This window comes from Enterobacter sp. SGAir0187, from assembly GCF_002952735.2.
Classification (GTDB): domain Bacteria; phylum Pseudomonadota; class Gammaproteobacteria; order Enterobacterales; family Enterobacteriaceae; genus Enterobacter; species Enterobacter quasiroggenkampii.
The window spans coordinates 4,209,832-4,223,943 of the sequence record NZ_CP025034.2; the positions used below are offsets into that span (position 1 = coordinate 4,209,832).

The 14,112-nt window shown below is 55.7% G+C and carries 13 protein-coding genes; all 13 read left to right on the plus strand.

The genetic code is table 11. The annotated features are described in order from the left end of the window. Nucleotides 1-2: 2 nt before the first annotated feature. The 13 genes from wzc to cpsG all read left to right on the plus strand — a co-directional run bounded on the left by wzc (nucleotide 3) and on the right by cpsG (nucleotide 14,067). The gene (gene wzc, locus CWR52_RS20170; protein WP_104950547.1) at nucleotides 3-2,165 is read left to right on the plus strand and encodes a tyrosine-protein kinase Wzc; all 2,163 of its coding nucleotides are present in this window, start codon (nucleotides 3-5) and stop codon (nucleotides 2,163-2,165) included. 94 nt (nucleotides 2,166-2,259) lie between these two features. Beyond that, a complete protein-coding gene (wcaA, locus tag CWR52_RS20175; RefSeq protein ID WP_104950548.1) occupies nucleotides 2,260-3,102 on the plus strand; it encodes a colanic acid biosynthesis glycosyltransferase WcaA in 843 nt (280 codons plus the stop codon). Beyond that, nucleotides 3,102-3,593: a colanic acid biosynthesis acetyltransferase WcaB gene (gene wcaB, locus CWR52_RS20180; protein ID WP_008499417.1), complete on the plus strand. Its 492-nt coding sequence runs from the start codon at nucleotides 3,102-3,104 to the stop codon at nucleotides 3,591-3,593. Before wcaA ends, wcaB begins: the two co-directional genes overlap by 1 nt. Next, nucleotides 3,590-4,807 (plus strand): colanic acid biosynthesis glycosyltransferase WcaC, encoded by a 1,218-nt coding sequence (gene wcaC / locus CWR52_RS20185; RefSeq protein ID WP_104950549.1) that lies wholly within the window; start codon nucleotides 3,590-3,592, stop codon nucleotides 4,805-4,807. Before wcaB ends, wcaC begins: the two co-directional genes overlap by 4 nt. Then, nucleotides 4,782-6,002 carry a colanic acid polymerase WcaD gene (gene wcaD, locus CWR52_RS20190; RefSeq protein WP_008499419.1) on the plus strand — a complete coding sequence of 407 codons (1,221 nt, stop codon included), beginning with the start codon at nucleotides 4,782-4,784 and terminating at the stop codon, nucleotides 6,000-6,002. The genes wcaC and wcaD overlap by 26 nt, the downstream gene beginning before the upstream one ends. Nucleotides 6,003-6,018: 16 nt before the next feature. Next, complete coding sequence (gene wcaE / locus CWR52_RS20195) at nucleotides 6,019-6,765, plus strand: colanic acid biosynthesis glycosyltransferase WcaE (RefSeq protein ID WP_104950550.1); 747 nt, start codon at nucleotides 6,019-6,021, stop codon at nucleotides 6,763-6,765. 15 nt (nucleotides 6,766-6,780) lie between these two features. Then, entirely contained in the window at nucleotides 6,781-7,329 is a 549-nt protein-coding gene (wcaF, locus tag CWR52_RS20200; protein ID WP_045908623.1) for a colanic acid biosynthesis acetyltransferase WcaF, read from the plus strand. 24 nt (nucleotides 7,330-7,353) lie between these two features. Then, on the plus strand, nucleotides 7,354-8,475 hold the full coding sequence (gene gmd / locus CWR52_RS20205; protein WP_003863514.1) for a GDP-mannose 4,6-dehydratase: 1,122 nt from the start codon (nucleotides 7,354-7,356) through the stop codon (nucleotides 8,473-8,475). A gap of 2 nt (nucleotides 8,476-8,477) precedes the next feature. After that, a complete protein-coding gene (gene fcl, locus CWR52_RS20210) occupies nucleotides 8,478-9,443 on the plus strand; it encodes a GDP-L-fucose synthase (protein WP_013097874.1) in 966 nt (321 codons plus the stop codon). A gap of 2 nt (nucleotides 9,444-9,445) precedes the next feature. Beyond that, on the plus strand, nucleotides 9,446-9,925 hold the full coding sequence (locus CWR52_RS20215; RefSeq protein WP_104950955.1) for a GDP-mannose mannosyl hydrolase: 480 nt from the start codon (nucleotides 9,446-9,448) through the stop codon (nucleotides 9,923-9,925). Next, entirely contained in the window at nucleotides 9,922-11,145 is a 1,224-nt protein-coding gene (wcaI, locus tag CWR52_RS20220) for a colanic acid biosynthesis fucosyltransferase WcaI (RefSeq protein WP_104950551.1), read from the plus strand. The genes CWR52_RS20215 and wcaI overlap by 4 nt, the downstream gene beginning before the upstream one ends. Nucleotides 11,146-11,148: 3 nt before the next feature. Then, entirely contained in the window at nucleotides 11,149-12,585 is a 1,437-nt protein-coding gene (gene cpsB, locus CWR52_RS20225) for a mannose-1-phosphate guanyltransferase (protein ID WP_104950552.1), read from the plus strand. Nucleotides 12,586-12,696: 111 nt separating this feature from the next. Next, complete coding sequence (cpsG, locus tag CWR52_RS20230) at nucleotides 12,697-14,067, plus strand: colanic acid biosynthesis phosphomannomutase CpsG (protein WP_023312395.1); 1,371 nt, start codon at nucleotides 12,697-12,699, stop codon at nucleotides 14,065-14,067. The last annotated feature ends 45 nt before the right edge of the window (nucleotides 14,068-14,112 follow it).

Below are 14,112 nucleotides of genomic sequence, written 5' to 3' on the forward strand. Positions count from 1 at the left end.
CAATGACAGAAAAAACAAGACCTTCTGCCGCCCCGACTTCGGGCAGTGATGAAATTGATATTGGTCGCCTGGTCGGCACAGTTATCGAAGCAAAGTGGTGGGTGCTGGGCATTACTGCCGTGTTCGCCGCGGCGGCCGTCGTCTACACGCTTTTTGCGACGCCTATCTACAGTGCTGACGCGTTGGTGCAGATTGAACAGAATACCGGCAACTCGCTGGTGCAGGATATCGGCTCCGCGCTGGCGAACAAGCCGCCGGCCTCCGACGCCGAAATTCAGCTGATCCAGTCGCGTCTGGTGCTGGGTAAAACGGTTCATGATCTTGGGCTTGATATCTCCGTCACCAAAAATACCTTCCCGATCTTTGGTGCGGGCTGGGATCGGTTGATGGGCAGAAACAACGACACGGTCAAGGTCACTGACTTTGTGCTGCCAAAAGGGGCCGCCGATCAGACCTTTACCCTGACGGTGCTTGGCCCGAAACAGTACCAGCTGACCAGCGACGCGGGCTTTAGCGCGCGCGGTGAAGTTGGGCAGATGCTCACCAAAGATGGCGTCAGCATGATGGTCAGCGCGATCAATGCCCAGGAGGGCGGTGAATTCACCGTCACGAAATTCTCGACGCTGGGGATGATCAACAATCTGCAAAACAACCTGACCGTCACCGAAAACGGTAAGGATACCGGCGTGCTGAGCATGACCTTTACCGGTGAAGATAAGGATCAGATCCGCGACATCCTGAACAGCATTACCCGCAACTATCTTGAGCAGAACGTCGAGCGTAAGTCGGCTGAAGCGGCGAAAAGCCTGGCCTTCCTCGCGAAACAGCTCCCGGAAGTACGCGGCCGTCTGGATGATGCCGAGAACAAGCTGAACGCCTACCGTCAGGATAAAGACTCCGTTGACCTGCCGCTGGAGGCAAAATCGGTCCTCGATTCGATGGTCAACATTGATGCGCAGCTTAACGAGTTGACCTTCAAAGAGGCGGAGATTTCCAAGCTTTATACCAAACGTCACCCGGCCTACCGCACGCTGCTGGAGAAACGCCGTACGCTGGAAGAAGAGAAAGCGAAGCTCAATGACCGCGTGACAGCGATGCCAAAAACGCAGCAGGAGATCGTGCGTCTGACCCGCGACGTGGAGTCCGGACAGCAGGTTTATATGCAGCTGCTGAACAAGCAGCAGGAGCTGAAAATCACCGAGGCAAGCACCGTGGGTGACGTGCGCATCGTCGACCCGGCCATTACCCAGCCTGGCGTGCTGAAGCCGAAGAAAGCGCTGATCATTCTCGGCAGCATTATTCTCGGCCTGATGCTCTCCATCGTTGGCGTGCTGCTGCGTTCGCTGTTCAACCGTGGTATCGAAAGCCCGCAGGTGCTGGAAGAGAGCGGCATCAACGTCTATGCCAGCATTCCGCTGTCTGAGTGGCAAAAATCCCGTGACAGCGTCAAAACCATCAAAGGCGTCAAGCGTTACAAACAGAGCCAGCTGCTGGCGGTGGGTAACCCAACCGACCTCGCTATCGAAGCGATCCGCAGCCTGCGTACCAGTCTGCACTTTGCCATGATGCAGGCCAAAAACAACGTCCTGATGTTAACTGGTGTTAGCCCGTCAATCGGTAAAACCTTCGTCTGCGCCAACCTGGCGGCGGTGGTCAGCCAGACCAACAAGCGTGTGCTGCTTATCGACTGCGATATGCGCAAGGGCTATACCCACGAACTACTGGGTACCAACAACGTTAACGGTCTGTCGGAAATCCTGCTCGGCAAAGGCGACATTAGCCAGAGCGCGAAACCTACAACGGTGCCGAAATTTGACCTGATCCCACGCGGTCAGGTGCCGCCTAACCCGTCCGAGCTGCTGATGAGCGAACGCTTTACCGAGCTGGTGGAGTGGGCGAGCAAAAATTACGACCTGGTGCTGATCGATACGCCGCCAATTCTGGCCGTGACCGACGCGGCCGTTGTTGGCCGCCATGCGGGTACAACGCTGATGGTGGCGCGTTACGCGGTCAACACCCTGAAAGAGGTGGAAACCAGCCTGAGCCGCTTCGAGCAAAACGGGATCGAGGTGAAAGGGGTGATCCTGAACTCCATCTTCCGCCGCGCGACCGGGTACCAGGATTATGGCTATTACGAGTACGAATATAAATCTGACAGCAAATAAAAATCCCCCTCACCCTAACCCTCTCCCAGAGGGGAGAGCAGCTTTCTTCCTCTCCCCCCGGGAGAGGGGCGGGGTGAGGGATAAGGGGAAGACCATGACCACACAACGCCCTTTAGTTTCAATCTATATGCCGACATGGAATCGTCAGCAGCTGGCGATCCGCGCAATCAAGTCGGTGTTACGTCAGGATTACGATAACTGGGAGCTGATCATCGTGGATGACTGCTCTTCCTCGTATGAACAGCTGCAAAAGTTTGTGACTGACCTCAACGACCCGCGGGTGGTCTATACGCATAACGCCATTAATTCCGGCGCATGCGCTGTGCGTAACCAGGCGATTATGCAGGCCAAAGGGCAGTATCTGACCGGCATCGACGACGACGACGAATGGACGCCGAACCGCCTGTCTGTCTTCCTGTCGCATAAAGAGCAGCTGGTCACGCACGCGTTCCTGTATGCCAACGACTATGTTTGTCAGGGCGAGGTGTACTCGCAGCCTGCCAGCCTGCCGCTCTATCCGAAATCACCGTACTCTCGCCGCCTGTTCTACAAGCGCAACATTATTGGTAACCAGGTCTTTACCTGGGCGTGGCGTTTTAAAGAGTGCCTGTTCGATACCGAACTCAAGGCCGCGCAGGATTACGACATCTTCCTGCGGATGGTGGTGGAGTATGGCGAGCCGTGGAAAGTGGAAGAGGCCACGCAGATCCTGCATATCAACCACGGGGAGATGCAAATCACCTCCTCGCCGAAAAAGTTCTCGGGCTACTTCCATTTTTACCGCAAGCACAAGGACAAGTTTGACCGTGCCAGCCGTAAATATCAGCTCTTTACCCTCTATCAGATCCGCAATAAGCGCATGAACTGGCGCACGCTGCTGACGCTGTTGTCCATACGTAACGGCAAGCGCCTGGCTGATGGACTTCGGGGGAAATAATGTTTCTGGAAGATTGCCGCGCTAACAGCTGGAGCCTGCGTCCGTGCTGCATGGTTCTGGCGTACCGCATCGCGCATTTTTGCTCGGTGTGGCGTAAGAAAAATATCCTGAACAACATCTGGGCGGCCCCCGTACTGGTGCTGTACCGCATCATTACCGAATGCTTTTTTGGCTATGAAATTCAGGCCGCTGCCACCATTGGTCGCCGCTTTACCATTCATCACGGCTATGCGGTGGTGATCAACAAGTTCGTGGTCGCCGGGGATGATTTCACCATCCGCCATGGGGTGACCATTGGCAACCGTGGGCCAGACAGCCTGGCCTGCCCGGTCATTGGCAATAACGTCGAGCTGGGCGCGAACGTGGTGATCATTGGTGACATTACGATTGGTAACAACGTCACGATTGGTGCGGGCAGCGTGGTGCTGGACACCATTCCGGATAACGCGCTGGTGGTGGGAGAAAAAGCCCGCGTGAAGGTGATTAAATGAACATTCTGCAATTTAACGTACGCCTCGCAGAAGGCGGAGCGGCAGGGGTGGCGCTGGATCTGCACCAGCGCGCGCTGCAAAAAGGACTTCAGTCTCGTTTTATTTATGGTTATGGCAAGGGCGGCAAGAAAAGCGTCAGTCACGATAACTTCCCGCAGGTGCATAAGCACACGCCGCGCCTGACATCGATTGCCAACATTGCGTTGTTCCGTCTGTTTAACCGCGATCTGTTTGGCAACCTGAATACGCTTTATCGCACGGTGACACGCACTACTGGCCCGGTTGTGCTGCATTTTCACGTGTTGCACAGCTATTGGCTGAATCTGGAAGAGGTGGTGGCGTTTTGTGAGAAGGTGCAGGCCCACAAGCCCGACACCCGCTTCGTCTGGACGCTGCACGATCACTGGAGCGTAACCGGCCGTTGCGCGTTTACCGACGGCTGTGAAGGCTGGAAAAACAATTGCCAGAAATGCCCGACGCTGAGCAACTATCCGCCGGTGAAGGTGGATCGCGCGCACACGCTGGTGACTGGCAAGCGCCAGCTTTTCCGCGACATGCTCTCGCTCGGCTGTACGTTTATCTCCCCGAGCCAGCACGTGGCCGATGCCTTCAACAGTCTGTACGGGGCAGGGCGCTGCCAGATTATTAACAACGGCATCGACGTGGCGACGGAAGCCATTCTCGCCGAGCTGACGCCGGTGGCAGAAACCGTGGGCAAACCGAAAATCGCTATTGTTGCGCATGACCTGCGTTACGACGGGAAAACCAACCAGCAGCTGGTGCGCGACATGATGGCGCTGGGTGACAAAATTGAGCTTCACACCTTCGGCAAATTTTCACCGTTCGAAGGGGCTAACGTAGTGAACCACGGGTTTGAAACCGATAAGCGCAAGCTGATGAGCGCGCTGAATGAAATGGATGCGCTGGTATTCAGCTCCCGCGTGGATAACTACCCGCTGATCCTCTGTGAAGCGCTCTCCATCGGCGTGCCGGTGATTGCCACCCACAGCGATGCGGCACGCGAAGTGCTGGAAAAATCGGGTGGGAAAACTTTTGCGGAGCAGGAAGTCCTGCCGCTGGTGCAGCTGCCGAAGGCGCAGATCGCTCAGGCCGTTTTTGGCACTGACCTGGAATCGTTCCGCAACCGCAGCCGCAAGGCCTACAGTGGACAACAGATGCTGGAGGAGTATGTCTCGTTCTATCAGAATCTGTAGTTATCTGCTGCTTCCGCTGATCTATCTGCTGGTCAACGTCAAAATTGCCCAGCTCGGCGAAAGCTTCCCGATAACCATCGTCACCTTCTTGCCCGTTCTGCTTCTGCTGTATGTCGATAAAATCAACCTGAAGAAGCTGATGATTGCCTTAGGGTTGGGCACGGGCCTGACGCTGTTTAACTACATCTTTGGCCAGTCGCTGGATGCCAGTAAATACGTCACCTCGACCATGCTGTTTGTTTATATCGTTATTATTATCGGAATGGTCTGGAGTATTCGCTTCAAAACGATTTCTCCGCACAATTATCGGAAAATCCTCAGGTTCTTTTATATTGCCGTTGCGTTAATTGTTATGCTTGCTGCTATGGAGATGGCGCAAATTATTCTCACCGGTGGCAGCAGCCTGATGGAGATAATTTCGAAATATCTCATTTACAGCAACAGCTATGTATTGAACTTCATCAAGTTCGGTGGGAAGCGTACCACGGCCCTCTATTTTGAACCGGCGTTTTTCGCTTTGGCGTTAATCTCAATTTGGCTCAGTATCAAACAGTTTGGTATCAAAACACCTAAGACCGATGCTATGATTCTTGCAGGAATCGTTCTGTCTGGATCGTTCTCAGGGGTAATGACATTTATCCTGTTTTACCTGCTGGAATGGGCGTTTCAGTACCTGAACAAAGATGCGATTAAGAAAAAACTGCCGCTGGCGATTATCTCCCTGACGGTATTTATGGTGGGCGTGATATTTGCCTTCCCGTACATCTCAGAACGTCTGGGTGATTTGGGAACGGAAGGATCCTCGTCCTATTATCGCATCATTGGACCACTGGTGATGGTGGGTTATTCCTTAACCCATATTGATGGGGTAGTAAGATTCGGCTCACTTTACGAATATGTTGCATCATTCGGAATCTTTAACGGTGCGGATGTCGGTAAAACCATAGACAATGGTCTGTATCTATTAATTATTTATTTTTCGTGGTTCGCCGTACTGTTGACGCTGTGGTATCTGTTTAAAGTTTTCAAAATGATGATTAACGCGTTTGGTGATAACCAGAACTTTCGCGTGCAGCTTTATCTGTTTACGCCGGTGTCGCTGTTTTTTACCGGGTCAATATTTAGCCCGGAATATGCTTTCTTGATTGTCTGTCCGTTTATTCTGCGCAAAGCGCTTAATATTACGCACGTATGACGAAATGAGGTGATTTATGTTTCTTAGCGTCATTACTGTCGCTTTTCGTAATTACGAAGGGGTGGTAAAAACCTGGCGCTCGCTGCGCAATCTGGCGCGCGATCCAAGCCTCACCTTTGAGTGGATTGTGGTCGACGGCGGCTCGAACGATGGCACGGTAGAGTTTCTGGAAAAACTCAACGGTGAGTTCAACTTACGCTACATCAGCGAGAAAGATAAAGGCATCTACGATGCAATGAACAAAGGCATTAACATGGCGCAAGGCCGTTATGCCATCTTCCTGAATTCGGGCGATATTTTCCATGACGACGTGGCGCTGTTTGCCCGTCAGCTGGCGCGCCAGAAAGAGGACGCCATGTATATTGGCGATGCGCTGCTTGATTTTGGCGACGGACATAAAGTGTGCCGCAGCGCGAAGCCGGGCTGGTATATCTACCATAGCTTACCGGCCAGCCATCAGGCCATTTTCTTCCCGGTAAAAGGCCTGAAAAAACAGCCTTACGATTTGCAGTATAAAGTGTCATCCGATTATGCACTGGCTGCCAGCCTGTATAAATCAGGTTACCCGTTCCGTCGAATTAAAGGGCTGGTATCTGAATTCTCAATGGGCGGCGTGTCAACGTCTAATAATCTGGAATTGTGCCAGGATGCCAAAAACGTACAGCGTAAAATATTACGCGTGCCGGCATTCTGGGCGGAATTGTCTTATTTATTACGCGTGCGCACCACGGGTAAAACGAAAGCCTTATATAACAAAGCCTGAATATAAGGAAACGTAATGCAGGATCTGAACGGTTTCTCCGTACCGAAAGGTTTTCGGGGCGCGGGCGGTATTAAAGTGCAGCTGTGGTGGGCGGTTCAGGCCACCTTATTTGCCTGGTCACCGCAAATACTGTACCGCTGGCGAGCATTTTTATTGCGTCTGTTTGGCGCAAAAATAGGAAAAAACGTAGTCATTCGTCCTTCGGTGAAAATTACCTATCCCTGGAAATTAACGCTTGGGGATTACGCCTGGGTAGGGGATGACGCGGTGTTATATACCCTGGGCGAGATTACGATTGGGGCGAATTCGGTGGTTTCACAGAAATGTTATTTGTGCACCGGCAGCCACGACTTTATGAGTCAGCATTTTGATATTACCGCTTCGCCTATTGTGATTGGTGAAAAATGCTGGCTGGCAACGGATGTTTTTGTTGCACCGGGTGTTTCTGTTGGCGATGGCACGGTCGTTGGTGCCCGCAGCAGCGTTTTTAAATCGCTACCGGCAAATAAAGTTTGCCGTGGCAACCCCGCAGTGGTGATACGCGAACGCGTTGAAACTGATTAAATTCATAAGTAGAGGAATATAAACATGTCTAAAGTCGCTCTCATCACCGGCGTTACCGGGCAGGATGGTTCTTACCTGGCAGAGTTACTGCTGGAAAAAGGTTATGAAGTACACGGTATTAAACGTCGTGCGTCTTCATTTAACACCGAACGTGTTGATCATATTTATCAGGATCCTCACGCGGCGAACCCGAAATTCCACCTGCACTACGGCGACCTGACCGATACCTCCAACCTGACCCGTATCCTGCAGGAAGTGCAGCCGGATGAAGTGTACAACCTGGGCGCGATGAGCCACGTTGCGGTCTCCTTCGAGTCTCCGGAATACACCGCTGACGTGGACGCCATGGGTACCCTGCGTCTGCTGGAAGCGATTCGCTTCCTCGGCCTTGAGAAGAAAACTCGCTTCTACCAGGCATCCACCTCTGAGCTGTACGGTCTGGTGCAGGAAATCCCACAGAAAGAGACCACGCCGTTCTACCCGCGCTCTCCGTATGCGGTAGCAAAACTGTACGCCTACTGGATCACCGTGAACTACCGTGAATCCTACGGTATGTACGCCTGTAACGGCATTCTGTTCAACCACGAATCTCCACGTCGCGGCGAAACCTTCGTGACCCGCAAAATCACCCGCGCTATCGCCAACATCGCGCAGGGTCTGGAATCGTGCCTGCACCTCGGCAACATGGACTCCCTGCGTGACTGGGGCCATGCCAAAGACTACGTGAAAATGCAGTGGATGATGCTGCAGCAGGAACAGCCAGAAGACTTCGTGATCGCCACCGGCGTGCAGTACTCCGTTCGTCAGTTCGTTGAAATGGCTGCTGCGCAGCTGGGCATCAAACTGCGCTTTGAAGGTACCGGCGTGGAAGAGAAAGGTATCGTGGTTTCCGTGACCGGCCATGACGCACCGGGCGTGAAGCCAGGCGACGTGATTGTGCAGGTTGACCCGCGCTACTTCCGTCCTGCTGAAGTGGAAACCCTGCTGGGCGACCCAACCAAAGCGCACGAGAAGCTGGGCTGGAAACCAGAAACCACTCTGCAGGAGATGGTTTCCGAGATGGTAGCCAAAGATCTTGAAGCAGCGAAAAAACACTCCCTGCTCAAGTCTCATGGCTACGAGGTTGCCATCGCGCTGGAGTCCTGAGAATGACAAAACAACGTATTTTTGTCGCCGGTCATCGCGGAATGGTGGGTTCCGCGATTGTTCGCCAGCTCGAACAGCGCGGTGACGTAGAGGTGGTTGTCCGCACGCGCGACGAGCTTAACCTGCTCGACAGCCGTGCGGTACAGGACTTCTTTGCTAACGAACGCATTGACCAGGTGTATCTGGCGGCGGCGAAGGTGGGCGGCATTGTTGCCAACAACACCTACCCGGCGGATTTCATCTACGAAAACATGATGATTGAGAGCAACATCATTCACGCGGCGCATCTGCACAACGTGAACAAGCTGCTGTTCCTCGGCTCATCCTGTATTTACCCGAAAATGGCGAAACAGCCGATCGCCGAAAGCGAGCTGCTGCAGGGCACGCTTGAAGCAACCAACGAGCCGTACGCGATTGCCAAAATTGCCGGGATCAAGCTGTGCGAGTCCTACAACCGTCAGTATAACCGCGACTATCGTTCGGTGATGCCGACCAACCTGTATGGGCCGCACGACAACTTCCATCCGAGCAACTCGCACGTGATCCCGGCGCTGCTGCGCCGCTTCCACGAGGCGACCGCCGAGAACGCACCGGACGTGGTGGTGTGGGGCAGCGGTACGCCGATGCGTGAATTCCTGCACGTGGACGACATGGCTGCGGCCAGCATTCACGTGATGGAGCTGGATCGCGAGGTGTGGCAGGAGAACACCGAGCCGATGCTGTCGCACATCAACGTGGGCACCGGCGTGGACTGCACCATTCGCGAGCTGGCGCAGACCATCGCGCAGGTGGTGGGCTACAAAGGTCGCGTGGTGTTTGACGCCACGAAACCGGACGGCACGCCGCGCAAACTGCTGGACGTGACCCGTCTGCATCAGCTGGGTTGGTATCACGAGGTGTCACTGGAGCAGGGGCTGGCAAGCACCTATCAGTGGTTCCTGGAAAACCAGCACCGCTTCCGGGGGTAATGATGTTTTTAAGTCAGGAAGATTTTGCCACGGTAGTGCGTTCCACTCCGCTCATCTCGATTGACTTGATCGTGGAGAACGAACGCGGCGAGTTCTTGCTGGGGAAACGAACCAACCGTCCTGCGCAGGGCTTCTGGTTCGTGCCCGGCGGGCGCGTGCAGAAGGATGAGACGCTTACCGATGCGTTTGAGCGTCTCACTCTGGCGGAACTGGGTCTGCAACTGCCGATGGCAGCGGGCCAGTTTTACGGGGTCTGGCAGCACTTCTATGACGATAACTTTTCAGGCACCGGGTTCACCACGCACTACATCGTGCTGGGGTTCCGCCTGAAGGTGAGTGAGGCAGACCTGCGTCTGCCTGATTCTCAGCATGACGACTACCGCTGGCAGACGCCAGAGGCGCTGCTGGACAGCGACAATGTGCACGACAACAGCCGTGCCTATTTCCTCGCTGAACGTCAGTCCGGGGTGCCGGGCTTATGAAGATCCTTGTATACGGAATCAACTACTCGCCGGAGCTGACCGGCATCGGGAAATACACCGGCGAGATGGTCGAGTGGATGGCGAGCCAGGGACATGACGTGCGGGTCATTACCGCGCCGCCGTACTACCCGGAATGGAAAGTGGGGGAGCGCTACTCAAGCTGGCGCTACCGTCGCGAAGAGGGTGCAGCGACCGTCTGGCGCTGCCCGCTGTATGTGCCTAAGCAGCCCTCGACGCTGAAACGGTTGATTCATCTCGGCAGCTTTGCCCTGAGCAGTTTCTTCCCGCTGATGGCGCAGCGCCGCTGGAAGCCGGATCGCATCATCGGCGTGGTGCCAACGCTGTTTTGCACGCCGGGCATGCGCCTGCTGGGCAAACTCTCCGGCGCGCGCACCCTGCTGCACATTCAGGATTATGAAGTTGACGCCATGCTGGGCCTGGGGATGGCAGGCAAAAGCAAAGGCGGCAAGGTGGCGAAGCTCGCCAGCGCGTTTGAGCGCAGTGGCTTACACAACGTGGATTACGTCTCAACGATCTCGCGCTCGATGATGAACAAGGCGCAGGAGAAAGGCGTCCCGGCGGAGAAGGTGATCTTCTTCCCGAACTGGTCCGAAGTGGCGCGTTTTCGCGACGTGACAGAGCAAGACGCTCAGGCGCTGCGCGCGCAGCTCGGTTTGCCTGAAGATCAAAAAATCATTCTTTACTCAGGCAACATCGGCGAAAAGCAGGGGCTGGAGAGCGTGATCGAAGCGGCTCAACTGCTGAACGAACATCCATGGATGTTTGTGATTGTCGGGCAGGGTGGTGGAAAAGCGCGGCTGGAAAAAATGGTCAGCGAACGCGGCCTGACCAACGTGAAATTCTTCCCGCTTCAGTCTTACGAGGTATTGCCTGCGCTGCTGAAGATGGGCGACTGCCATCTGGTGGTGCAAAAGCGCGGCGCGGCGGATGCGGTGCTGCCGTCCAAGCTGACCAACATTCTGGCAGTGGGCGGTAACGCGGTGATTACGGCCGAAGCCGAAACAGAATTAGGCCAGCTGTGTGACAGCTATACGGGGATTGCCGTGTGCGTAGAGCCGGAATCGGTTCCGGCGCTGGTCACCGGCATTGAACAGGCACTTGCCATGCCAAAAGTGAACACGGTGGCACGTGAATATGCCGAACGCACGCTCGAGAAAGAGAACGTGCTGAGCCAATTTATTGCAGATATACGGGGATAAATCATGAGTCAAACCACTTTGTATCCGGTTGTGATGGCTGGTGGCTCTGGTAGCCGGTTGTGGCCGCTGTCCCGCGTGCTCTATCCAAAGCAGTTCCTCTGCCTGAAAGGGGATCTCACCATGCTGCAGACGACGGTAAACCGTCTCCACGGCGTGGAGTGTGAAAGCCCGGTGGTGATCTGTAACGAACAGCACCGCTTTATTGTTGCCGAACAGCTGCGCCAGCTGAACAAACTCACAGAAAATATCATCCTGGAGCCTGCCGGACGCAATACCGCACCGGCTATCGCCCTGGCGGCGCTGGCGGCGAAACGCAGCAGCCCGGACTGTGACCCGCTGATGCTGGTGCTGGCGGCAGACCATGTGATCCAGCAGGAAGAGGCCTTCCGCGACGCGGTGCGTGCGGCCATTCCTTACGCTGAGAGCGGCAAGCTGGTGACCTTCGGTATCGTGCCGGATCTGCCGGAAACCGGCTACGGCTACATCCGTCGCGGCAACGTGACGCCGGGTGAAGGCGACAGCGTGGCGTTTGACGTGGCGCAGTTCGTTGAAAAACCGAATCTGGAAACCGCGCAGGCGTATGTCGCCAGTGGGGAGTATTACTGGAACAGCGGGATGTTCCTGTTCCGCGCCGGACGCTATCTGGAAGAGCTGCGCAAATATCGCCCGGATATTCTGAGCGCCTGCGAGAAAGCGATGGCGGTGGTGGACCCGGATCTCGACTTCATCCGCGTGGATGAAGAGGCCTTCCTCGCCTGTCCGGAAGAGTCCATTGACTATGCGGTGATGGAGCGTACGGCAGATGCCGTTGTGGTGCCGATGGATGCGGGCTGGAGCGATGTCGGCTCCTGGTCCTCCCTGTGGGAGATCAGCGCCCATACCCCGGAGGGTAACGTCCATCACGGTGATGTCATTAGCCACAAAACGGAAAACAGCTACGTCTACGCCGAGTCTGGCCTGGTCACTACGGTCGGGGTGAAAGATCTTGTTGTGGTCCAGACCAAAGACGCCGTGCTGATTGCCGACCGTAACGCCGTGCAGGACGTTAAAAAAGTGGTGGAGAAGATCAAGGCGGATGGTCGCCACGAGCACCATATCCACCGCGAAGTGTACCGTCCGTGGGGGAAATATGACTCCATTGATTCCGGTGACCGCTATCAGGTGAAACGCATCACCGTGAAGCCGGGCGAGGGGCTGTCGGTGCAGATGCACCATCACCGCGCCGAGCACTGGGTGGTGGTGGCGGGTACCGCCAAAGTCACTATCGACGGTGAAGTCAAACTGCTGGGTGAAAACGAGTCCATTTATATTCCGCTGGGGGCGACGCACTGTCTGGAGAACCCAGGGAAAATTCCTCTCGACTTAATTGAGGTGCGTTCCGGCTCGTATCTGGAAGAGGACGATATCGTGCGCTTCCAGGACCGCTACGGGCGGGTGTAGCACTCTGCATTATGCCTGGTGGCGCTGCGCTTACCGGGCCTACGAATGACAAAAAAATTAATTTGGCCATTTAGTGGTCAGGGCCGACTGTTGCCTGAAAAAGGGGTCATCATGGAAAAATTAACCTGTTTTAAAGCCTACGATATTCGCGGCAAGCTGGGCGAAGAGCTGAATGAAGACATTGCGTGGCGCATTGGCCGCGCGTACGGCGAATATTTAAAACCGCAGACCATCGTGCTGGGCGGCGACGTGCGCCTGACCAGTGAATCCCTGAAGCTGGCGCTGGCGAAAGGGCTGCAGGACGCGGGCGTGGACGTGCTGGACATCGGTCTTTCCGGCACCGAAGAGATTTACTTTGCCACCTTCCACCTGGGCGTGGACGGCGGTATCGAAGTGACGGCCAGCCACAACCCGATGGACTACAACGGCATGAAGCTGGTGCGCAAGGGCGCACGCCCTATCAGCGGCGACACCGGCCTGCGCGACGTGCAGCGTCTGGCGGAAGCCAACGACTTCCCGCCGGTGAACGACGCGAAGCGCGGTAGCTACAAAAAAATCAACCTGCAGAAAGAGTACATCGACCACCTGCTGGGCTACATTAACGTGGCGAACCTCAAGCCGCTGAAGCTGGTGATCAACTCCGGTAACGGCGCGGCTGGCCCGGTGGTGGATGCGCTGGAAGCCCGCTTTAAGGCACTGAACGTGCCGGTGACCTTCGTGAAAGTGCACAACACCCCGGACGGCAACTTCCCGAACGGCATTCCTAACCCGCTGCTGCCGGAGTGCCGCGACGACACCCGCAACGCGGTGATTGAGCACGGTGCGGATATGGGTATCGCCTTTGACGGCGATTTCGACCGCTGCTTCCTGTTCGACGAGAAAGGGCAGTTCATCGAGGGCTACTACATTGTCGGCCTGCTGGCGGAAGCGTTCCTCGAGAAAAACCCGGGCGCGAAAATCATTCATGACCCGCGCCTTTCCTGGAACACCGTCGACGTGGTGTCCGCGGCGGGCGGCACGCCGGTGATGTCCAAAACCGGCCACGCCTTCATCAAAGAGCGCATGCGCGAAGAAGACGCCATCTACGGCGGCGAGATGAGCGCCCACCACTACTTCCGTGATTTTGCCTACTGCGACAGCGGGATGATCCCGTGGCTGCTGGTCACCGAGCTGCTGTGCCTGAAGGGGCAGACGCTGGGCGAGCTGGTGCGCGACCGCATGGCGGCGTTCCCGGCGAGCGGGGAGATCAACAGCAAGCTGGCGCAGCCGGCCGAGGCCATTGCCCGCGTGGAGCAGCACTTTGCGATTCACGCGCTGGAAATTGACCGTACCGACGGCATCAGCATGGCGTTCCCGCAGTGGCGTTTTAACCTGCGCTCATCCAATACCGAGCCGGTGGTGCGCCTGAACGTGGAGTCCCGCGCTGACACCGCGCTCATGGAAGCCCGAACGAAGGACATTCTGGCGCTGTTGAATCAGTAATAACTGCCCCTCCCGGTGGGAGGGGGAACCGAATACAGGAACAAC

Excerpts from the sequence above, each read along its gene's own strand:
- wzc (WP_104950547.1), top strand. The coding sequence starts at position 3 with ATGACAGAAAAAACAAGACCTTCTGCCGCCCCGACTTCGGGCAGTGAT.
- wcaA (WP_104950548.1), top strand. The coding sequence starts at position 2,260 with ATGACCACACAACGCCCTTTAGTTTCAATCTATATGCCGACATGGAAT.
- wcaB (WP_008499417.1), top strand. The coding sequence starts at position 3,102 with ATGTTTCTGGAAGATTGCCGCGCTAACAGCTGGAGCCTGCGTCCGTGC.
- wcaC (WP_104950549.1), top strand. The coding sequence starts at position 3,590 with ATGAACATTCTGCAATTTAACGTACGCCTCGCAGAAGGCGGAGCGGCA.
- wcaD (WP_008499419.1), top strand. The coding sequence starts at position 4,782 with ATGTCTCGTTCTATCAGAATCTGTAGTTATCTGCTGCTTCCGCTGATC.
- wcaE (WP_104950550.1), top strand. The coding sequence starts at position 6,019 with ATGTTTCTTAGCGTCATTACTGTCGCTTTTCGTAATTACGAAGGGGTG.
- wcaF (WP_045908623.1), top strand. The coding sequence starts at position 6,781 with ATGCAGGATCTGAACGGTTTCTCCGTACCGAAAGGTTTTCGGGGCGCG.
- gmd (WP_003863514.1), top strand. The coding sequence starts at position 7,354 with ATGTCTAAAGTCGCTCTCATCACCGGCGTTACCGGGCAGGATGGTTCT.
- fcl (WP_013097874.1), top strand. The coding sequence starts at position 8,478 with ATGACAAAACAACGTATTTTTGTCGCCGGTCATCGCGGAATGGTGGGT.
- CWR52_RS20215 (WP_104950955.1), top strand. The coding sequence starts at position 9,446 with ATGTTTTTAAGTCAGGAAGATTTTGCCACGGTAGTGCGTTCCACTCCG.
- wcaI (WP_104950551.1), top strand. The coding sequence starts at position 9,922 with ATGAAGATCCTTGTATACGGAATCAACTACTCGCCGGAGCTGACCGGC.
- cpsB (WP_104950552.1), top strand. The coding sequence starts at position 11,149 with ATGAGTCAAACCACTTTGTATCCGGTTGTGATGGCTGGTGGCTCTGGT.
- cpsG (WP_023312395.1), top strand. The coding sequence starts at position 12,697 with ATGGAAAAATTAACCTGTTTTAAAGCCTACGATATTCGCGGCAAGCTG.